Here is a 20,370-nt window from a genome sequence, read left to right as displayed (position 1 = left end):
GTGATCGAAGCAGCCAAGGATCTGCTCGCCGTTCTCGAAGCAGAGCCTTCGGCGGACACCGTGGACGACATGATCGCAGTCCAGACGCTGGCGCTGGGGAACAAGGCCGTCGTCGTGGTCACGCTCACCCGCCCGGCCCAGCACAACGCCCTGACCCTCGCTGGCTGGCAGCGCCTAGGCGCGGTCTTCACCGATCTACGCGATGACACCGCTGTGCGGGTCGTCATCGTGAGGGGTGCCGGGGGACGAGCCTTTGGCGCGGGCGCCGACATCTCGGAGTTCCCGGCAAAGCGCCTTGGGACCGCCGCGGCAGATCGGTACAACGCTGCGATCGCCGTCGCCCTGCATGCGATCCAGTCAGTGCCCTTCCCGGTGATCGCTATGATCGATGGCTTGGCCGTCGGCGGCGGATGCGAACTTGCAACTGCCTGCGACATCCGCTTGGCCAGCAGCGGCTCGCGTTTCGGCATTCCGATCGGCAGGCTCGGCGTGACGTTGGGGCTCACCGAGACACGCGCCGTCGTCGGCCTCATCGGGGCCGCCAACCTCAAATACCTTGTCTACAGCGGCGCCCTCGCCACGGCGGACCAGGCCTTGGCCTGGGGTCTTGTTCAAAGGGTCGTCGAGGCCGGGGAACTCAGTGCTGAAACGGCCCGCCTGGCATGGAACATTGTCGAAAGCTCGGAGGTCACTGTCAGGGCCACCAAACAAATAACGGCGCTCGCCGCCGACCCAGCGGTCATGGATGGGCATGAACTGATCCGGGAACTGCACGCCCAGGCCTACGAGGGAAACGATCTCCGCGAAGGAATCGACGCATTTCTCACCGGCCGGACCCCAAATTTCACTGACGGAAGGATCCCCGCTCATGGCCGCGCTTGACGGTTTGAAAGTAATTGACCTTACTCGCTACCTTTCGGGCCCAACGCTGACGATGCTCCTTGCAGACCTTGGGGCCGACGTCATTAAGATCGAGACCCTCCCGACAGGGGATCCGGCCCGCCAGTCCGGCCCGTTCCACGGTGATGAAAGCGTGTATTACCTCGCGTCGAACCGCAATAAGCGTTCGTTTGCCGTGGACCTCCGGCAGGCTGAAGGCCGGAACCTACTGCTGGGGCTCATTGATGACGCCGATGTTTTCGTGCAGAACTTCCGTCCGGGGACGGCCGAACAGATGGGGTTGGGCGCCGAGGTGCTCAGGGCCCGCAATCCACGGTTGATCTACGTCAACATCAGCGGATTCGGCACGAAGCCACCAGGCGACGCACTTCCCGGATTCGACCAGACGGCACAGGCGATGTCGGGACTCATGAGTGTGACAGGGACACAGGAGACCGGGCCGCTGCGCGTCGGGATTGCCATCAGCGATTCGGCCACGGGCGTTTTCGCGGCTGTGGGCGTACTGGCTGCCCTTCACGAGCGCGACCGGACGGGCGCGGGCTCGGTAGTCGAATCCTCTCTGATGGAGTCCACGTTGACGCTGATGTCCTATCAAGCCCAGAAGTATCTCAGCCTCGGAATCATCCCGGGACGTGACGGGAACGATCACCCGATCATGTTCCCGCAGGGGACGTTCAAGACCCGGGATGCCTCGGTGACCCTCGCATCGGGGAACGAGAAGATGTGGCGGCGCCTCTGCACGGTGCTGAACCTGGATGGTTTGGCCGAGGACACCAGATTCGCCGACAACGCTGGCCGCATGGCCAACCGCGTCGAACTCCGCCGTCTCATCGAGGATGCTCTGGCAACGCGGGGCGCGGAAGCGTGGATTCCGCTCATCAACGACGCCGGCATCCCTTGCGGGCGTGTGCTGGACCTGGAGCAAGCCCTTAATCACCCGATTACCGCGGCTTTGGGCATGGTGCAAACCGTTGAGCACCCGGAACTGGGTACCATGAAAGTGCTTGGCCAGGCTGTCAAGGTCCAGGGCAGCGAAGAAGGCTGGCTGCGCCGCCCCGCACCGATGCTGGGCGAACACACGGTGGAAATCGCGGCGGAACTTGGCATCCCGACGTCGGAAATCACCCGCCTTATTGATGCCGGCATCATCACCGGTCCGGTCCACGTCCACCCGGACCCGGACAGGGCCAGCAATGGCGGACTATGAAGCCGACACACGATCAGGAGACACCATGAGTGCTGAAGCAACGGCCCCCGGCACGAGCAAAGTCTTGGTCCCGACCATGGCCGACGCCGTCGTCCAGCGGTTGAGGGCCCTGATCGTGTCCGGCGAATTCCGGCCCGGGGAACGGCTCGTTGAGGAACGGCTGTCGGAGATGTTCGGCGTCAGCCGGCCGCCGCTGCGAGAGGCCTTGCGGATACTTCAACGGGACGGCTTGGTCCAGAGCCTTCCCCGGCGAGGCTTCATCGTCATCCCCATCACGGCCGACGACGTCCGGGAGATCTATTCCCTTCGCTTCGCGCTGGAGCGGATGGCCGTGGAATTGGGCATGCCGGTCCTGGACCCGAACCGGCTTCAGCCCATGCGCGATGCCCTCGAAGACATGCGCGTCGCGGCCGAAGAAATGAACGATGAAGCAGCGGTCGAGGCCAATAGCCGTTTCCACGCGGCGTTGGTCTCCCTGCCGGGCCACAAACGGCTCATCGACACCTACGAAGGACTCCGCCTTCAGCTTGAACTCTGCATGGGGTACAACCTGAAGTTCCGTGAACAAATGTTTGGTGACCGCAAAGACATGCACCCCCGCCATGCCCAACTGCTGGAAAGCATCGAGACAGGCGACAAGGAAGCTGTCCTGTATGAGATCGCCCATCACGGTAATGCGTCTCTCCTTGAAAATCTCGATGATCTGATTGGCACTGGAGGGTGACCACAACCCCGGTGACCCTGCGGGATCTCACCGCGCAGCTGCGGTCCGGACAGTTGGCAAATGGCGCCCTTGTGAAGTACGCGGTGGACCAGATCGAACACCGCAACGGCACACTCAATGCCCTGGTCTGCAGCCGGGGCGCCGATGCCCTGGCAGAAGCTGTCGCGCCGGACGGGACAGGCCGCCCGCTTGCGGGCATCCCGTTCACCGTGAAGGACATGCTCGCAACGGCAGACCTGCCGACCACCTGCGGATCCAAGACTCTTGAGGGCTGGAGCGCTGGAACCGACGCAACTGCCGTGGCCAGAATGCGTGTGGCAGGTGCCGTCCTCATGGGCAAGTCCAACTGTCCGGAGTTTGCCCTAGGCGTGGACACGACAAACGAGTTGTTCGGTAGGACGTTCAATCCGCTCGGAGAGTGGACGCCGGGAGGATCCAGCGGCGGTGAAGGCGCCGCGATTGCCGCCGGAATGTCATTGGTGGGCCTCGGCAGCGACTACGGCGGCTCGATCCGCTGGCCGGCGCAGTGCGCTGGTCTCGTCGGTCTGCGTCCAACCGTGGGACGGGTGCCCAGATCGGGGGAGCAGCCAACCCTTCCCGGCGCCGATCCGCTGGGCGTGGAGGCATTGTCCTTCCAGGACGCCGTCCAGGTCATCGGCCCGCTGGGCCGGAGCATCGATGACATTCACATGGTGCTTTCGGTGATCAGCGGTCCAGACGGCATCGACCCGATCGCCGTCGACGAACCGCTGGGAGACTACCGCGAAGTGGACGCGCGTGACATCGAAGTCCGCTGGGGTACCCACATCGGGAACATACCGGTGGACCCCGAGGTTGTGGGAACCATCCTTTTCGCAGTCGAAGCACTCAGGTCATCCGGAACGCGTGTCCAGGAGGGCCTGCCTGAGGCGGTCAACGATGGGCTTCAGGTCTATGACCTGCTCCGAGCCGCGGACACCATGAGCACCATCGCCGCCCTCAATACTGCGCGCCCAGGACTCATTGGTGCCCCCGTTCGTGCCATGCTGGGGAACCGGACGGAACCCGGCCGGGCCGAACGGGCCGCGCTGTGGGAACACCGGAGCCAGATTATCGCCAAGCTTCGTCAGTGGCTCACGGGGGAGCGGGCCCTCATTCTGCCGGTGAGCGTCGACGTCCCGCGGGACCTGCGGGGCAACGTAGGAAACTTCGCCTTGCTTGCCCCCAGCCGGGCCATCAGCCTCTTCGGCCTTCCGTCCTTGTCCGTACCCGTCGCCACGGCCCACTCGGGAGCGCCCATCTCCGTCCAGATCGTCGCGCCCCCTTTCAGGGAAGATATCGCGCTCGCGCTTGGCGCGGCGCTGGAAAAGGCGTCCGAATGGGGGCGCACCACAACACTGAGGAACAGGATCCCGGATGCGAACTGACGTGCATGTATGCCAGATGCGAACCCCCGCCGATGTCTCGGAGATTGCCAAGCTCTTCGACGCCGGAACCATCGATCCCGCCGACGTTGTCGCCGTCGTGGGCAAGAGCGAGGGGACCGGCCTCGGCCGGGACGTCGGCCGGGAAACAGCCGATCTTGCAATCCGGACCCTTCTCGCTCAACGGACCGGATGCAGCCCGGCAGAGATCGCCGACCGGGTCTGCATCGTGCTCTCCGGCGGCAGTCCCGGGGTGATCACTCCCCACGTTGCCCTCTTCACACGGACGGCCGACCCCGCGCCGAAACCCGGCAACAGCAGTCCGCGCCTCGTCGTCGGGTTGTCCCACTCCGAGGAAATCCTCCCCGAGGAAGTCGGGCGGATGGGCCAGATCTCCAAGGTCCGGTCCGCGGTCAGCTCGGCCATGAAGGATGCCGGGCTGACGGATCCGTCCGATGTCCACCTCGTCCTTGTCAAGGCGCCGTCTCTGACCACCGAGTCGATCGCGGATGCGAACTCCCGTGGCCATGAAACTGTCACCAGAGATGTCTCTATCGGACCTGAGGGGGCCATCTGCTACTCCAACGACGGATCCGCGCTCGGCGTGGCTCTCGCCTTGGGCGAGGCAACGGACGATCAAGTACACGATTCGATGGTCCGCAGGGATTGGTCCGTGTACTCGGACGTCGCCATGACTTCCTCCGGGGGCGAGAAAACCCACGCCGAAGTCCTGTTGCTGGGCAACTCAACCGGCTCTTCCAGCCCACTGCGCATCGGCCACCGATCCATGCGGACCATCATCGACGCCTCCGCCGTGGGTGGCGCTCTCGAATCTGCCGGCATAGCACGCGGATGCGACGTCGGTGAGACGTCAAGAACCGTTGTCTACGCCTTGGCCAAGATGATCATGCCCGAAACAGCCGAGCTGGACGGCCGACGCATCACCATGCTCGACGACCAGGTGGGATACCACGTCGCAAAGGCAATGGGCGGCTTTCTCCTTGCGTCCCTGACAGGCCACACCGCTGTCTTCGTCAGCGGCGGCGAGCGGAACTCACATCAAGGCCCTCCCAATGGCAACCCGCTTGCCGTAATTGTCAGGATGGGGGTCTGAGGAGGATCGGTACGGAAATTCACGGCAAGGGATTCGGTGGTTGTTGAATTGGTGCCATGGCGGTCGATTTTCTAAGTGATGAGCAGGCCGCCGGGTTCGGCCGATTTCCTGATGAGATGTCGCTGGAGGACCTGGAACGCTTTTGTTGGTTGGACGACGCCGATCTGTCGGTAGCCGGCCGCCGCCGGGGGATGCACAACCGTCTGGGATTCGCTGTGCAGCTGGCTACGGCGTGGGTCGTGGGCCGGTTCCTGACGGATCCGTTGGTTGTGCCCTGGCCGGTGGTCGAGTCCTTGGCCGGACAGCTGGGCATTGCGGATGCCTCCGTTCTGAAGCTATACGCGCAGCGGGAACAGACCGGTTACGAGCATGCTGCGGAGATCTGTGCCGTGTACGGGTACGTGGACTTCGCCGATCCGGCGAGGAACGAGGAGCTGAAGCTGTTCTTGTCGGCCCGGGCGTGGACGTCGTCGGAGGGCCCGGTGCGCTTGTTTGAACGGGCGGCGGTCTGGCTGCGCGAGCGGAAGGTCCTTCTCCCGGGCGTCTCCACATTGACGCGCCTGGTTTCAGAGGTCCGTGCCGGCGCGAATGACCGACTCTATGCGGTGCTGATTGACGCGGCCGGGCCCTCCCTGATCCAGGAGTTGGAGGGCCTGCTTCGCGTCGAGGACGGCTCGAGGCTGACCTCCAGGGTGTCGGTGCCGGAGCTGCTGCGGCAGCTGGACCGGTTGGCACGCCTGCGGGCGCTGGGCGCGGGGACCGTTGACGTGGAAATGATACGCGACCGCCCGGTTGAAGTCCCTGCCCCGCTTGTCGCGGGCGTTGCTGTAGCTGACCAAGGCCTCGGAAACTCTGGTTGAGGTCCTGGGCAATGCGGAATTTTCCGGTGCAGAGGCCGCATCCATGCTTGCCGAGCAGATTTCGTTGCCCGAGTTGCGCGCTGCGGTCGATGTGGTGACTGAATTGGTGAATCCTGCCGGCAGCGAGGGCGATACCGCGGCCGAGATGGTGCGCCGGTTCACAACGGTGCGTTCCTTCCTGCCGGCCTTGGCATCGGCGGCACCTTTTGGGGCCACGGCAGGCGGGACCCCGACATTGGCGGCGCTGGCAGCGTTGCCGGACGTTTTTGGACGGCCGTAAAACCGATCCGGGCCAAGTTGATCTGTCCGTTCTGTCACCCGTTTGGAAACGCCTCATCAACGCCTCGGAAGAGATCGATCGCAGGGCCTACACGGTAGCGGTAATGGACGCCGTCCATAAGGCGCTGCGACGCAGGGACATTTTCGTTCTCGACGGGCGCCGTTGGGAAGACCCCAGGGCACGGCTGCTGACCGACCAGGCATGGCATGCGACCAAGAACGAGACCTTGAGAGCACTCCAGCTGCCTGAAGATCCCGCGGCACACCTCGACGGTGTCCGCGAGAGCCTGGACGCCCACTACCGGGCGGCGGCCGATCAACTGGCGGATAATCCTGCGGTGCGGATTGGCGATGACGGCAAGGTTCATCTCGCGCCCCTGGAGCCCGGCACGCCCTGGCCGGACTCATTTTCCGCGGCAGGAGGGGACAGATACGGCAGCCTTACCGGGAAGGCCAGGAAGACCAGCTCGGAGCCCTGGGCCTGGTCCTAAACGCAATCATCCTGTGGAACACCCGGTACGTGGACGCCGCTCTCACCGAGCTCCGCGACCGTGGCTCCAGTGTTGCCGATGAAGACGTGCGACGCCTTACCTCGCTGGCCTCAGAACACGTCAACATGCTGGGCCGCTACACTTTCACCGCAGGCCCCGCCGGCACCGGGCTTCGGCCCTTTCGGAACCCCGACGAAGACCGAGAGGCCTGACCCGGAAAACGGTGTGCGGCGGGCGCCACGGGTCTTGCGCCGGCGCTGACCGGGCCCAGATCGTCAGCCTACGCGGATGCCATTGTCAGCGAGGAACTGGCGGGCACGGCCCATCTGCCGGTCGGTGGAGAAGGCGTACCACTGTTCGCTAAGGTTCTCGCCGTGGACGATGTCGCGGAACCGGAAGAAGGCACCTTTACCCTCGATCGCCCGCTCCAGCCGCTCCCGGAGGGCCTCATCGTGCTGCCGCCCGGCGAAAGCCGCCATGTCCCGCCAGCCGTTCCCCGCACCCGTGCGGTGGAACCGAAGCCACCGGTCCGGCTCCTTCTCCACATCGATGGCAGACTCCTCCCCGACCATCATCGGGTCAGTGGCGGCCTCGTCGTACACCTGCCCGGTGCGCAGGTCGAGGTAGCCACCGGTCGACAGGTCCGGATCCCCTTCCAACACCATGCTGAGCATGTCCAGGTCTACGGGCACCACTCTGCCTGTCAGTGGCACGCGGCGCAGACCGGCCAGCAGGTCCTCGGCCAGCAGCCGGTCACCATCGCCGCCGCGCCACGTCAGCCGGTTAATGACCGACAGTGCCACCGGCTCGGTTTCCTGGCGTGTCTGCTCCAGCGCCATCGGTATGCCTGCCCCCACCTGTTGCAGAGTGTCATCGATGTCGCGCCCTGTCACCGCCTCGAGGAAGCGGGCGACATCTGCAGCAGCGATGGCTTCACGCAGCTCGGGCAGGTCGAGCCTTGGCACCTGCACCTGTGCGGGCCACGCATGCAGCAGCATCGGGTGTGGCCTGCCCGGTTTCGCCGGCGCCCGGCCCTCCCCGTCGTCGCTAGCCCACCGGCGCCCGTACTGGTCCGGGATGCTGCCCCAGCCCCAGTACGGCAGGGGGGCATCAGGGCGGATACCTAATACCTCCAGCGGGTCGACCTTCTCCTCCCCGACCACACACCGGTGCATCCAGGCGTCACCGAGGTCGAACGTGAACTGAAACTCAGCCCCCGGCTCCAGCGTCCGCACGACCTTGACTACATCGATGTCAATTGGTGCTATGACCGGGCCACCGATCGATGCGGCCATCTCGGCTCCCGTCTCTTCGTCGGTGATGACCCGGCCGTCGGCCAGGGTGAACATTGACAGGTGCGAGCGGTCCCACCGGGCGAAGGCATCGTTTATTGCATTGGCGAGATCCATGAAGGTGTGCGACGGTCCGACCGCGAAGATACGCCCCGGCCACGGCCACAACTCCTCACCACGACCGCCGAGCAGTTCCACCGTCACCGATAACCAAGTTCGTGCCATACCCCAAGAATGGCACGCGCCGCGGCGGTGCCGTAGTCGCGTTACGGCACTGCCCGCGTGCCAGAACCCGCGCAGGAGGGCCGTGTTCCGCGACAATGATGAGCGAAAACTCATGCTCGGGCTTGAATGCATGATGTGCCTGCGATCCGGCTCTAGCGGGCCTCGCTGCTGTCCCGTTTGATCATCCGTTCCCGGACACGATTAGGCTTGCAGCGACGCATGCCGCCGGCCGGCTCCGGCCGCCGTTCGTGGAAAGGTGTGGGGGCACGGGCCTGGTCCCGGGTGGATCAGGCCTTCCTGGAAGGCGGGCTCTGATCTGCGGTCGCCGATCGGTGGTCACGGCCTAAGGTGGCCCGGTCGTTTGTGTCGCGTCGCGGAGGTAGATCTCCGCCCCGCCTCCGGCGTAAACCGAGATTGAGACCAGGTGGTCGCCGGGCGCAAGGTACGCGCCGAATTGGCCGGAGAACATCGCCGCCTGTCCCGGCTCGAGCGAGACGGTCGGGTAGGGGTCCCAGCGGATAGTTGCGGTCCTGCCCGTGGAGCCGAAGTCGCCCGTTCGGTTGACGATTTCAAGGCCCTGGGACCCCGCCACCGTTTGGCATCGAGGGGTTGGTATGTCGGGGTTGATGACCACGACGGCGACGGGCCCGACGGCACGCTCGCAGACCCCAGCGGTGACCGTGCTGCTGACAGCTGGGATCAGGCCATGGGTGTTGAGCTGCACGGTGATGGTAGCGCCCTCCGATGGCAGCGGCGGATACACGATCGATCCGGACGGCGGCGCCGAGCTCGGGCTGGGTCCCGGAGCTGGCAGGTTCGGCGGGCTGGCGCAGGCCGCGAGGGTGACAGCGCACGCCGCAGCAAAGGCCGCTGGCTTCGAGGATGAGACTGACGACACGATGCACCTCCGAGAGACCCGATTATCGTCGCCGCCCGCCGCCGCCGCAAGAGCCCTGGCCGCTGCCGCGCAGCGCCCCGCCATGCAGGCCCTTTGCCTATCGCGAATGCGTTCTGCCAAGGCGACCTGATGGGCCACCGGTCACCGTGCCACGCGCTATTGTTCGGTGAGGGATCCATTACCGGGCGCTCCGGGGGTACACAGGTGACCCTGAGCATGCTCGCCATCCAGACGTTCGGGCCCCATGGCAACCGGCGGACCTCTACTAGGCGGGGCTCACGGTCTGGCTCTCGGTCGAAACGACAAGAAGTGGACCGTACGCCTTCTCGAGCTCTTCAGCAGCGGCTGGTGTATACATCTGCAGGTGCAACACGACTACGTCCTGCACGACGTCCGGCCCGAAGGAGCTGAACGTAATGCCCCGCGCGGCCCACGACGGTGCATCCGCCGCGAGCCGTTGCGTGAGGTCTAGAAGCACGCTCAAGGAATTCGGAACCGTTCGGACATAGATGGGCACAACGATCGATGGATCGGCGTGGCTGGTGCCAAGAATGGCAGGCGTCGTCGCCTTCGTTGAATTCAGGAGCGCATCCTCGGCCTTCGTGGGCGGCCCTGACAGGATCACCTCAAGGCCCTCCGCCGTGATCCGCAGTCCGACGAAGTTGGCTTCGTTCTTGAGGCTCGGCGCCATGCTGTTAGCCACCACAGAGGCCGCGTGATTCGCAGGACCTTGCTTCGAGAAGTCGGGTAAGGCGGAGCTCATCGGGGCCGGTATGGCGGGGTCCGCCCGAGGCTGAGTCTGCGCGGGCTCGCCGCAGGAGGTAATGGCTCCGCACGTGGCGGCGATGAGTCCGATAAGTGCCAGCTGGCGTGAGTAGCGCATGATCCCACCCTCATCAGTGAGGCGACGGTGACGACCTGTTGAGTGCCACGACGAAGTCGTCCACTGTCCCCGGGCACCCGACAAGGGCGAACCCGAGAAGCGCCGCGGCGGCGGCCGAGGTGCGCGGATACTTCATCAAAGCCCCTTCCCGTTGATGTCATTACAGCCTGCACCACCGGCCTCAACCGGTCAACGGGCCTAGTGCCGTCCCGCTCAAGGATCCTTCACCGGGCACCTTGTCCGTGGTTGCGTCTAGGTGTCAACACCACCGATCAGGATAGAACCGTACTCTGCCTCCCCTGATGTATCGTTCCTCCCATGAAGTTCGTCCACCGTGGCTGATCACAATTGTCGTTGCCAGCATCGCGGTCTTTGTAGCCGCTGGGAGTATCCCCGTCACGAGCTCGAATAACTATTTGTGCGGGAGCCCGTGGAACCACACAGCAATCCAAGGGATATTCTCGTCGTGCGTTGCTGCACGTACCCCGTCCGTGATTCTTATGGTGGTTGCTGCAGCTTTAGGACGCGGCATGACCGCTTAGCGTGAATTTCCGTACCGATCTTCCTCGGACCCCGGATGATGGAATAGCGGAACCGTCCCTGTTGCCGTCCTTCCTAAGAATTGGCCCCATTTTCCGAAGGAACCGATATGTCTGGCAATACGACTAGGTGTGTGAACCGGCCGCGGGGTCGGTGGATGCAGGCTTAATCAGGCAGCGACACGACGCGTCCGTCCTGGATGACAGCCGCGAGTCGGGACTCTGAGAGGATGCTGACGTCGTTCAGGGGATCTTGGTCGGTGATGATGAAGTCGCCGGCTGCTCCGGGTGCGATGACGCCCAGTTCGCCCTCGCGTTGCAGGAGTTTCGCGGCGGTTGTGGTGGCGCTCCGAATGACGTCGATGACGGGGATGATCTTCGCGCGGATCTCGAATTCTTTGGCCTGGTGCCGGTGCATTCCGCCGAGCAGGTCAGTGCCGAAGGTCAGGTTGACGCCGCCTTCGTAGGCCCGGCGGAGTGCCTCCAGGCCTCCGTTGAGTACAGAGTCGACCTTTTCCCAGTTGGTCTGGCTGAGCCCGAATTCCCGGCCTTCTTCCTGGAGCGACCAGTAGGTCACCAGGTTCATGGTGAGGAAAGCGTCGTATTGGTTGAAGAGTTCAATTGACTCCTCGTCGAGCAGGTTCCCGTGTTCGATACCCCGGACGCCGGCCTTCAGCGCCCGGTTGATGGACCGGCCGGTGTAGGCGTGGGCTGCGACGTACCTGTTTGCCGCTTCTGCTTCTTCGACGGCGGCACGGAGCTCTCCCACGGAGTATTGGGTGGAATCGATCCGGTCGGTGGGGGACGCGACCCCGCCGCCCGCCATGATCTTGATGTGATGAGCACCCTTTCGGAGCTCGTCACGGGCCGCCTGGCGTACGGCGTCGACGCCGTCGGCTATGCGTCCGATGCTCGCACGGCAATAGCCATGTTCGTGATTATCCTGGCCCCGCTGCCGGCTGTCTGCGTGGCCGCCGGTCTGGGTGAGGGCCTTGCCAGCGAAAAATACCTTCGGGCCACGGACCATGCCGGAGGCCTGGGCATCGTGGTAGCCATAGTCGGCCCCGGCCGCGTCACGGACCGTGGTGAATCCGCGGTCCAGCATGGCACCCATCACCTTCGCCGCGCCGAAGGCGACGTAGGCAGGCGACCATGTGGCCATCGCCGAGACATCCGCCGTTATGGCCGTCAGATGGACGTGGCAATCGATCAGTCCCGGCAGGACGAATTTTCCCTTAGCGTCGTACGTGGGTCCGGTCTGGGGGGCCTGGCTCTTGCCGATTCCTGTGATGATCCCGTTGGCGACCTGGATGTCGCCGTCCCTGTAGATGCCCGCGGCCACGTCGAGGTAGTGTGCGTTGGTAATGCTCAGATCGCTGCTCATGTCATCTCCTGAAGTGCTGTTCGAATGGCGTTTTGGGACCTGGCGGCGATGTCCGCGGCTGTGAGGACGTCGGTGTCGGCGTAGAGCCCTTCCGGGTTCAGTAGGTTCAGCGCGCCGATGAGAATTCCTTCGTCGGTGACAGGGACGTTGATGACCGAACCGCAGCCAAGGCTGTCTATCAGTTCGTGATCGCCGAAAATCTGCCGGACGTCCTCTTTGGTCCTGCCGAAATAGGGCGTGTGTCCGCCGACGAAGATCGCGGCCCACGCCGGGGACACGTCCTTGGCCATGTCTTTCCTGCCGCCCACAGGGTATGCCGCAGGTGTGGATGAATACAGGCGGACCATGGTCCGGCCGTCATCAGTGAAGCCCAATATTGTGAAGAGCAGGGCGCCTACTGTGGCGTTTACCTCGGCTCCGATCTCCCCGAGGGACTTGAGCTGACCGGACCCCTTGGATGTCCTATCCACGCTGGGGTTCCAGGACTTCCGTGACGGTGATTTCCTCCAGCGAGCGCCCCGCGGTCCGGACGGCGAAGAGAAGGGTGCAGATCACGCCTGCGGCCAGGACGGCTGTCGTCATACCGAAGACTCCGGCGAAGCCCCACTGGGCGGCGAAGACGCCGATGATCAGTGGTGCCGTGATGGATCCGACGCGGCCGAAGGAAGAACTCAGGCCCACGCCGGTTGCCCGCAGCCAGGTCGGAAAGACTTCCGGCGTGTAGGCGTACACTCCCGCGTACGTGCCGTTGAGGAAAAAGGAGAGGAACACTCCGGCCATTGTGATCATTGCCGGATCGGCCATTTGACTGAGCCAGAAGGCGCTGATTGCCGAGCCGACCATGTAGATGGCAATCGTGTGCTTGCGGTCCAGCCGTTCACTCAGCCACGCGGCGCTGAAGTAGCCGGGGATCTGGGCCAGATAGATGAAGAGTGAAAAGTCGAAGCTCTTGGTGACAGTGAGGCCCTTGGCCACGAGCAGGGTCGGGATCCAGGAGAAGAAGCCGTAGTACGAGAACGTGATGACGAACCAAATGAGCCAAGTGACTGCGGTGGTCCGCCACATTTTCGGTCCCCACAAGTAGGCCAGGGCCTTGCGCATGGAGTATTTTTCCGGTTCGAGTTCCAGGATTCTGGACTCCTCCACGGGCGGTAGCTCCGCGCGGGTCGCGGCACGGACTTTTTGTTCGAAGGATTCCACGATGTGCTCGGCGCGCAGTATTTCGCCGGTGTTGATCAGGAAGCGGGGAGACTCAGGGACGCTTCTTCTCCACCAGAGCACCATGACGATGGGCAAGAAGGTGATGACCTGCGCCCAGCGCCAGCCTTCCGGGAGCGGGACTACAAACCGTCCGATCAGGGCAGCGGCCACGAAGCCGAACGAGAAGAACCCGGCCAGAGCCCCGATGAACCATCCTCGGCGGTGACTCGGAACGAATTCGGACAGGAAGGGGGCGATGATCGCGCTTTCCGCGCCGCCGCCAAGGCCCGTGACGATCCTGGCGATCAGGAAAATTTCGAAGTTCCCGGCCAGCGCCGCAACGAGTGATGCCACTGCGTAGACAATGAGGGAGTACATCATGACCTTCTTGCGGCCAATCCTGTCGCCCAGATAACCGGCGATGATGGCGCCGAACAGGAAGCCGAAGGGAGACGCTGATGCCACGAGGCCAAGTTGGCTGTTGTCCAAGGCGAAGGCGGTTTTGATAGTCGGCATGAGGAACGCGACTACGGCGCCATCCATTCCATCGAATGTGTAGCCCAATCCTCCGATGAGCAAAAGAAGATAATGCGGGCGGCTGAGGGGAAGTCTGTCGAGACGGGCCGATAGGGTCACTGTTACTCCTGTGCCGATACAACGGTGCTTACAAGGTATGCACACGGTATGTGCAAAGATTCTTGCAGTCAACGAAATTCTGCAAATAAGTTCTCAAAAACTTGCTGTAGCGTCGATTCCATCTATGGATGCAAGCGTCGGGAGTGGGATGTCAGACACAATTTACGGGGACACCGATCCGGATTCCGTCGGCACGTGGCTCAGGCGGTTGTCCTCGAAGCAAAAGCTCAGCCGGGCCGGCAACCTGGTGCTTGGCAATATCCTGGCCCGGACTGACACGGCAAGCTACATGACGGCCTCTGAGCTGGCCGAAGAAGCGCGGACGAGCGTCTCAAGTGTCACCAGGCTGGCCCAGCGCCTCGGCTACAAAGGCTGGCCGGATCTCCAACGGGAGCTGCGCGTCAGGTACATGGCGAATCTTTCGGTCATGGAGGTCCACCGAGCACACAAGAGCTCTGATTCACCGTTTCAGGCATCGCTCCGCTGGGACGCGGATTCAATTTCCGCCGCCCTGCGGAACGTCGACGAGCATCAAATTGAACGGGTCGTGCGAATGCTGGCCGCCGCGGAAAGCATCTATGTCACCGCACAGGGCAGCTTCGCCGCGGTCGGGCACGCCCTTAACCACAACATCCAAATCGCCGGATACCCGGCCCGGGGACTGCTCGATGTCCCGGCGACCATGGCCAACACCGTGGTGCAGATGGGGCCTGAGGATGTGCTCATCGTGTGTTCCTATTGGCGGATCTATGACGTTGCCGTGACCGCCGCCGTGGAAGCCCATGCACGGGGAACGAAGATCGTAGTCATGACGGACAGCCTCCCGCCGGCACTCGAAGAATGCGCCGACGAAGTCATCCTCGTCCCGGCGGAAGGCACGTCCTTCTTCCCTTCGTTGGCGACGGCCATGGCCGTCCAGCAGGGAATCGTCGCAACCCTGGCCAGGCTTGATCCCGAACGCACTCGTCAGAGCCTGATCGAAATGGAAGCCTCGTGGCGGGCATTCAAGATGCTCCACCGCTCCATACCCAGCATCCCGCCGCAGTTCTAAGATGCGTCCACCGTCCGGGCCGGGCGAGCCGACAGCGACGCCGTCACCAACCTCCGCGCGTCGGCGTATGTCCCATTCTGGCATCGTCGGGCATTGCCATTTCGGCACGCAGGCCCAGGAGCCGGATCGGACGGCCCGCTTCGATTCCGGCCGCGAGGTCCAAGGCCCGCGCAAGGATTTCGTTACGGTCGAATGTCTCGGGAATCTTCCTCGCGTGGGTCGTGGTCAAGAACGGCGCGTACCGAACCTTGAGGGTCAGCCCAACCACGGGCCGTCCTTCGGCCACAACATCCTCGAGCACGCGCGCTGTCAGCTCCCTCACGGCGTCGTCCACCTGGGCTGGCTCGGTCAGGTCCCGCTGGAAGGTGGTCTCCCGGCTGTGCCCGCGGGCAATCCACGGGGTGTCGTCCACAACGCTGGCGCCGTCCCCGCGTCCGAGCTGCGCATACCACGGACCCATCCTGGGGCCGAACTCCGGGACCAGGTCTTGGGGGTCGGCCGCAGCGAGCTCGGCGACTGTGTTGATGCCGAGCTTGGCCAGCCGGGCCGACACCCGGGTTCCGACGCCCCACAGGTCCTTGGTGGGCCGGCTGCCCATGATGTCGAGCCAGTTCCCGGCAGTGAGACGGAAGATGCCGGCCGGCTTGCCGAAACCGGTGGCGACCTTGGCCCGGACCAAGGTGTCGCCGATGCCCACGCTGCAATGCAGCTGCGTTCGCTCCAGAACAGCAGCCTGCACCTGCCGGGCGTACGCTTCCGGATTCTCAGTCTCAATGCCCACAAAGGCTTCATCCCAACCCAGCACCTGCACGGTGGCGCCGGGCTGCGCGCGCAGAGTAGCCATCACCGTTTCAGACGCCGCGAGGTAAGCCTCGTGATCGACGGGCAGGATCACGGCGTCGGGCACTTTCCTGGCCGCGATACGTAAGGGCATTCCTGAACCCACGCCGAACGCCCGCGCTTCGTAGGATGCGGTCGACACCACAGCTCTTTCCGTGGGGTCGCCCCGACCGCCCACAATGATCGGCTTGCCCGCAAGCTCCGGCCGCCGGAGCACTTCGACAGCCGCGATGAACTGGTCGAGATCGACGTGCAGCACCCACCGGATTCCGCTCACGCCACCAGTCTGCCCTAGATATCCCGGGCACGTATCGGTTCTGGGGCTCCCGGTGGCCCGGCAAGGTGGATACTCGGTGTTGTGTACTATTCGTTGAGCCTTCTGGCGGACACGTTGGCCGGTCCAAGACATGGGTCCGCCGCCGCGAGCCGACGGGCGGCAAGGAAACATCCAGTTGTGCTGGAATGTTGGTGAGTGAAGTGAAACGGTTCGGCTTGGCCTTGTTGGCCGCGGTCACGTGGCTGTGCGGGTGCGCCGGTCAAAGCGGTTCGATTACTGGGCATTCCGGGGTAGTTACCGGCTCCGTCCTGACCGCCCCGGTGTGTCCTGTGGAACGTGTTGGTCAGGAGTGTCCGCCGCGCCCACTGTCAGGGGCCGCGGTTGTTGCCTTGGATCGGGAAATTGTGCGGGGCTCAACACTGACCGACAGCACGGGTGCCTTCAGCCTCACGCTGCCTGACGGTCTCTACGTCATCAAAGCGAGCAACGTGGGCGGTTACGCTTCGACGGTCAGCGAGCAAGTAGTCATCTCGCAAACCCCCGTTCACATCGCGCTGGTTGTTGACAGCGGGATTCGCTAAGCAAGCCGCTGTCACGTCGCCCAGCGCTCCGCCTCGATGTCGACGGCTGTGACCACATCGCCCGCGGGTTCTCAGACCTTTGGCGTGCGCCGCGAGAAGGCAAGCGCTCGACGGCGGCCCTTCCTTGGGTCGGCCCGGTCCCTTGAATCCCTGATCGCTCCAGGGCTAACATCGCCGCCACGGGCGTCGACAGCGCACCTGATGGTAGGCCCCGTGCCTTGAGCACCCGACGGTCGCATCCAGCTGCTCGAGTACGTCCCCACCGTGCTCAGCGGTCCGCCGCGCACGGCCTGACGTGGGTCAATCCGGCGTCGGTGCGGGAGCGCCGGTGCCGGAGCACGGCTCCGGCGGGCACGGCCCCAGTTTCGATTCCGAGGCATTGGAGTGCGATCTGTCCCTGGAAAATCGCTGGTCAGTCCAGCTCGTCGAACAGGCGCGTCAGGCAGTCGGCGTAGTTGCTCATTGCGTCCGCGAAACTGAGCAGTTGGAGTCCGCCGAACACGGACTTCCAAGGTCCCGAAGGATGGCAACTGCCTCGAGTGTCTTTTCGGGAGAGTATGAGGAAATGCCCGCGTACAGCGCCCTGCCGGAGCGGACCGCTGTGTCGAGCGCTCCCATGGTTTCCTCGAGCGGCGTATTCGGGTCCGGACGGTGGCTGTAGAAGATATCCACATAGTCCAGGCCCATGCGTTCAAGAGACTGGTCCAGGCTCGAGAGCAGGTATTTCCTGGACCCCCATTCCCCATATGGGCCGGGCCACATGTGGTATCCCGCTTTGGTCGAGATGACGAGCTCGTCTCGGTACGGCTTGAAGTCGTCTCTCAGGTGCCGGCCAAAATTCGTTTCGGCACTGCCGCTGGGCGGACCGTAGTTGTTGGCGAGATCGAAGTGTGTGACGCCGAGGTCAAAAGCGCGGCGAAGGATTGCCCGTTGTGTCTCAAAAGGCTTGTCGTCGCCGAAGTTATGCCAGAGGCCCAGTGAGACCGCCGGAAGTTTCAGACCGCTTCGCCCGACCCTTCGGTATGGCATGGAATCATAACGGTCTTGCGTGGGGGCGTAGTTCATCAATCTAGTTTCCCTTGGCTAGCTATCTGAAACGGTCAAGTTCTTGGTAATTACGGCTGTCGGTGACGTCGCAGCCTCACGAAATTGCAAGCGTTGTGCAAGCGTCTGTTCAGGGGGAGGTTCGGGAACCAGGGGTCCTGGTGGCGTCGGACCCGCCCCTTTCTTCGGATGCTTGTGCAGCCTCAGGGGTGCCGGTTCCGGCGCCGAAGCTGCCAAGCAGCGCGAGTGAATCCGCCGACGACGACCCCGGTGGGGCGGAATACACCCTCAGCATCTGATCTGGATCGTCGGGCAGTACCAGGTCTTCAACATTGAGTTCCAAGTCCCCGACGACGGGGTGGTGGAGCCGTACAGTTCCCGCCGATGCCTTTGCCACCCGGTGCCCTGCCCACCACTTGCGGAAGTGCTCGCTGGACACCGCGAGTTCGCCGACGAGTAGACTCGCCTGCGCGTCGTTGGGGTGACGCCCAATGTCCACGCGAAGGGATCCCACCGCATTGGATGCTACGGTCTTCCAATCTCGGAACAGTGATTGTGCGAGCGGATCCAGCATGATCCACCGGGTCAGGTTCCGTTCCGTTGCCGGCATCGTGGGGAAATCGGCAAGGAGGAGGAAGGCGAGACGGTTACCGGCCAGAACATCAGCGCGTCGACCGAGGATAAGAGCGGGCACATTGCCTACGGCGTCGAGAAGTTGGTGCAGGGCCGGCCGTACCCGCTGCCCGGAAACGGGCGGACGCTGGGACATCGCACAATTCTCCAAAAGGTCCATCATGTGGGCATGCTCGCCCGGATCAAGGTTCAGCGCCCGCGCCACCGAGTCAAGCACCGATCGGGAGGGGTGGATGTTGCGCCCTTGCTCCAACCTTGTGTAGTAGTCCGTGCTCACATCAGCCAGCCGGGCGATCTCTTCACGGCGCAGCCCCGGGACGCGGCGTGCACCGGCACCGGCGCTGATCCCGGCCTGTTCCGGGGTCATCCGTGACCGCATCGCCTTCAGGAATTTTCCGAACTCTGCACTCTGACCCATGCCTTCAATTCTGCGCCGCCGGACTCAGGCTTTCCATAGCGAAGGTAGGTCGCTCAGTCCTAGGAAAACCAGGGAGCGGCACAGCTGCTGACATGGTTCCCCTCGCCGCATACCGTGGGTTTGCAGGGGCTCGACGAAACCGATTTCCGGATGAGTCGCTCCGAAACCCCCGCAGACCGCTGCCCGAAGAATGCTTGGGGGCCGTTTCGGTGCAGACTAAAACTCAACGACAGAAGAGAACCATGGATTTTTCACTAATGATGGCTTGCGCAGTCATCAAGTCCATCAACCACGAAGCACTCAGCGCATTGCCAAATGCTCCAGTTATCGCTCCACGACCCGCGGGAGGCGCCCGCAGACGGCTGGTCCGCCTGCGGGCGTTGCTGGCCCGTCTTCTACACCAGGCGGCATGGGCCATTGAACCTCACTTCGCCAAACACCAGGGCAGTCCGGAGCTGTCCTAGGACTGAGAGGGCCACGCGGCAGGGCTGGACCAGGACCTACTGTGGATTGATATCACCGGCACGGATCAAGCAAACCAATGGTTTGGCCCAAAGAGGCTCGACCAGGCATCCGGTCGGAACCACCGAGCTATACCGAGGGAGTAACGATGAGAATTGCAGTGACCGGAGGAAGCGGAAAGCTGGGCCGACACGTGGTGCGCCGGCTCACGGAGGACGGGCACGAGGTGTTGAACCTGGACCGCGCGGGTGCGCGAAACCCCGGCCTGGCGATCGTGGACTTGCGCGACTACGGTCAGGTGTTGGATGTGTTCTTGGGGCTGGATGACCGGCACAGTGGCTTCGACGCCGTCGTTCATCTGGGTGCCATTCCCGCACCGGGGATCGTCCCGGACGCCGCGACGTTTGAGAACAACATGCTCTCCACGTACAACGTGTTCCAGGCGGCCCGCCGGGCTGGCATCAAGAAGGTTGTCTATGCCTCGAGTGAGACGGTACTGGGCCTGCCGTTCGACGTCGATCCTCCCTATATTCCGGTGGATGAGGAATATCCGGCCCGGCCGGAAAGCACGTATTCGTTGGTGAAGCATCTTGAGGAACAGATGGCTATCGAGCTGACGCGCTGGGACCCTGAGCTGAGCATTGTGGGGCTGCGGTTTTCCAACGTCATGGGCGTGGAGGATTACGAGCGGTTTCCGTCCTTCGACTCGAACGCCATGCTGCGTAAGTGGAACCTGTGGGGATACATCGATGGCCGGGACGGCGCGCAGGCTGTGGCCCGGGCCCTTGAGAACGGCAAGCCGGGGTTTGAAGCGTTTATCATCGCCAACGCGGACACGGTCATGAGCCGGTCCAGCGCCAGCCTGGCCGCAGAGGTGTTCCCGGACGTGAAAGTGATCAAGGAACTGGGGGAGCACGAGACCATGCTCTCCATCGACAAGGCCAGGCGGTTGCTGGGGTTCGCGCCCGAGCACACCTGGCGCACCTACCATCCCAACCGCACTACCCCCACCGAGGACTGAGGAACATC

Annotated in this window: 20 protein-coding genes and 2 pseudogenes; 13 read left to right on the top strand and 9 right to left on the bottom strand. The window is 63.6% G+C overall.

The features are described 5' to 3' along the window. From OOZ51_RS13855 to OOZ51_RS13815, 9 genes and pseudogenes are all read left to right on the top strand, one after another. A complete protein-coding gene (locus tag OOZ51_RS13855; RefSeq protein ID WP_265980266.1) occupies positions 1-882 on the top strand; it encodes an enoyl-CoA hydratase-related protein in 882 nt (293 codons plus the stop codon). After that, the gene (locus tag OOZ51_RS13850) at positions 869-2,107 is read left to right on the top strand and encodes a CaiB/BaiF CoA transferase family protein (protein WP_265980264.1); all 1,239 of its coding nucleotides are present in this window, start codon (positions 869-871) and stop codon (positions 2,105-2,107) included. The genes OOZ51_RS13855 and OOZ51_RS13850 overlap by 14 nt, the downstream gene beginning before the upstream one ends. A 25-nt stretch (positions 2,108-2,132) precedes the next feature. Next, on the top strand, positions 2,133-2,831 hold the full coding sequence (locus OOZ51_RS13845) for a GntR family transcriptional regulator (RefSeq protein ID WP_265980262.1): 699 nt from the start codon (positions 2,133-2,135) through the stop codon (positions 2,829-2,831). After that, the gene (locus tag OOZ51_RS13840; RefSeq protein WP_265980260.1) at positions 2,828-4,237 is read left to right on the top strand and encodes an amidase; all 1,410 of its coding nucleotides are present in this window, start codon (positions 2,828-2,830) and stop codon (positions 4,235-4,237) included. The genes OOZ51_RS13845 and OOZ51_RS13840 overlap by 4 nt, the downstream gene beginning before the upstream one ends. Further along, positions 4,227-5,348, top strand: a complete 1,122-nt coding sequence (locus tag OOZ51_RS13835; RefSeq protein ID WP_265980259.1) for a ring-opening amidohydrolase — start codon at positions 4,227-4,229, stop codon at positions 5,346-5,348. The genes OOZ51_RS13840 and OOZ51_RS13835 overlap by 11 nt, the downstream gene beginning before the upstream one ends. 56 nt (positions 5,349-5,404) lie before the next feature. Next, positions 5,405-6,208, top strand: coding sequence for a DUF4158 domain-containing protein (locus tag OOZ51_RS13830; protein WP_265980258.1), 804 nt, complete (start codon positions 5,405-5,407; stop codon positions 6,206-6,208). Positions 6,209-6,251: 43 nt separating this feature from the next. Beyond that, on the top strand, positions 6,252-6,488 hold the full coding sequence (locus OOZ51_RS13825; RefSeq protein ID WP_265980256.1) for a hypothetical protein: 237 nt from the start codon (positions 6,252-6,254) through the stop codon (positions 6,486-6,488). Positions 6,489-6,591: 103 nt separating this feature from the next. Then, the gene (locus OOZ51_RS13820; RefSeq protein ID WP_265980255.1) at positions 6,592-6,978 is read left to right on the top strand and encodes a hypothetical protein; all 387 of its coding nucleotides are present in this window, start codon (positions 6,592-6,594) and stop codon (positions 6,976-6,978) included. Continuing rightward, positions 6,870-7,190, top strand: a pseudogene (locus OOZ51_RS13815) (Tn3 family transposase); the annotation flags it as partial. The gene OOZ51_RS13820 and the pseudogene OOZ51_RS13815, both read left to right, overlap by 109 nt. A gap of 63 nt (positions 7,191-7,253) precedes the next feature. On the opposite strand, the gene OOZ51_RS13810 reads toward OOZ51_RS13815, so the two are convergent. The 6 genes from OOZ51_RS13810 to OOZ51_RS13785 all read right to left on the bottom strand — a co-directional run bounded on the left by OOZ51_RS13810 (position 7,254) and on the right by OOZ51_RS13785 (position 14,035). Beyond that, positions 7,254-8,474 (bottom strand): UPF0158 family protein, encoded by a 1,221-nt coding sequence (locus OOZ51_RS13810; RefSeq protein WP_265980254.1) that lies wholly within the window; start codon positions 8,472-8,474, stop codon positions 7,254-7,256. Between the two features lie 364 nt (positions 8,475-8,838). After that, complete coding sequence (locus OOZ51_RS13805; RefSeq protein ID WP_265980253.1) at positions 8,839-9,393, bottom strand: hypothetical protein; 555 nt, start codon at positions 9,391-9,393, stop codon at positions 8,839-8,841. Between the two features lie 265 nt (positions 9,394-9,658). After that, complete coding sequence (locus OOZ51_RS13800; protein ID WP_265980252.1) at positions 9,659-10,276, bottom strand: hypothetical protein; 618 nt, start codon at positions 10,274-10,276, stop codon at positions 9,659-9,661. A gap of 705 nt (positions 10,277-10,981) precedes the next feature. Then, entirely contained in the window at positions 10,982-12,199 is a 1,218-nt protein-coding gene (locus tag OOZ51_RS13795; protein WP_265980251.1) for a metal-dependent hydrolase family protein, read from the bottom strand. After that, the gene (locus OOZ51_RS13790; RefSeq protein ID WP_265980250.1) at positions 12,196-12,669 is read right to left on the bottom strand and encodes a GAF domain-containing protein; all 474 of its coding nucleotides are present in this window, start codon (positions 12,667-12,669) and stop codon (positions 12,196-12,198) included. Before OOZ51_RS13790 ends, OOZ51_RS13795 begins: the two co-directional genes overlap by 4 nt. After that, on the bottom strand, positions 12,662-14,035 hold the full coding sequence (locus tag OOZ51_RS13785; protein WP_265980249.1) for an MFS transporter: 1,374 nt from the start codon (positions 14,033-14,035) through the stop codon (positions 12,662-12,664). The genes OOZ51_RS13790 and OOZ51_RS13785 overlap by 8 nt, the downstream gene beginning before the upstream one ends. A 148-nt stretch (positions 14,036-14,183) precedes the next feature. Here OOZ51_RS13785 and OOZ51_RS13780 point away from each other — a divergent pair, with 148 nt between their 5' ends. Further along, a complete protein-coding gene (locus OOZ51_RS13780) occupies positions 14,184-15,086 on the top strand; it encodes a MurR/RpiR family transcriptional regulator (protein ID WP_265980247.1) in 903 nt (300 codons plus the stop codon). 43 nt (positions 15,087-15,129) lie between these two features. On the opposite strand, the gene OOZ51_RS13775 is transcribed toward OOZ51_RS13780, so the two are convergent. Beyond that, entirely contained in the window at positions 15,130-16,203 is a 1,074-nt protein-coding gene (locus OOZ51_RS13775) for a DNA polymerase IV (protein WP_489667153.1), read from the bottom strand. A 191-nt stretch (positions 16,204-16,394) separates the two neighbouring features. Between OOZ51_RS13775 and OOZ51_RS13770 the strand changes: the two genes are divergently transcribed. Next, positions 16,395-16,784 (top strand): carboxypeptidase-like regulatory domain-containing protein, encoded by a 390-nt coding sequence (locus OOZ51_RS13770; protein WP_265980246.1) that lies wholly within the window; start codon positions 16,395-16,397, stop codon positions 16,782-16,784. 501 nt (positions 16,785-17,285) lie between these two features. Here the strand turns inward: OOZ51_RS13770 and OOZ51_RS13765 are convergent. Together OOZ51_RS13765 and OOZ51_RS13760 are read right to left on the bottom strand one after the other, a co-directional pair. Then, positions 17,286-17,849, bottom strand: a pseudogene (locus OOZ51_RS13765) (aldo/keto reductase); the annotation flags it as partial. 109 nt (positions 17,850-17,958) lie between these two features. After that, complete coding sequence (locus OOZ51_RS13760) at positions 17,959-18,879, bottom strand: helix-turn-helix transcriptional regulator (protein ID WP_265980245.1); 921 nt, start codon at positions 18,877-18,879, stop codon at positions 17,959-17,961. Positions 18,880-19,121: 242 nt separating this feature from the next. On the opposite strand from OOZ51_RS13760, the gene OOZ51_RS13755 reads away from it, so the two are divergent. After that, positions 19,122-19,343: a hypothetical protein gene (locus OOZ51_RS13755; RefSeq protein ID WP_265980244.1), complete on the top strand. Its 222-nt coding sequence runs from the start codon at positions 19,122-19,124 to the stop codon at positions 19,341-19,343. 146 nt (positions 19,344-19,489) lie between these two features. Next, the gene (locus OOZ51_RS13750; protein WP_265980243.1) at positions 19,490-20,362 is read left to right on the top strand and encodes an NAD-dependent epimerase/dehydratase family protein; all 873 of its coding nucleotides are present in this window, start codon (positions 19,490-19,492) and stop codon (positions 20,360-20,362) included. Positions 20,363-20,370: the final 8 nt, after the last annotated feature.

It is taken from the genome of Arthrobacter rhizophilus, assembly GCF_026241105.1.
Taxonomy (GTDB): domain Bacteria; phylum Actinomycetota; class Actinomycetes; order Actinomycetales; family Micrococcaceae; genus Arthrobacter.
The sequence above is the reverse complement of the archived record's forward strand: the minus strand, read 5'-3'. Positions and strand labels throughout refer to the sequence as shown.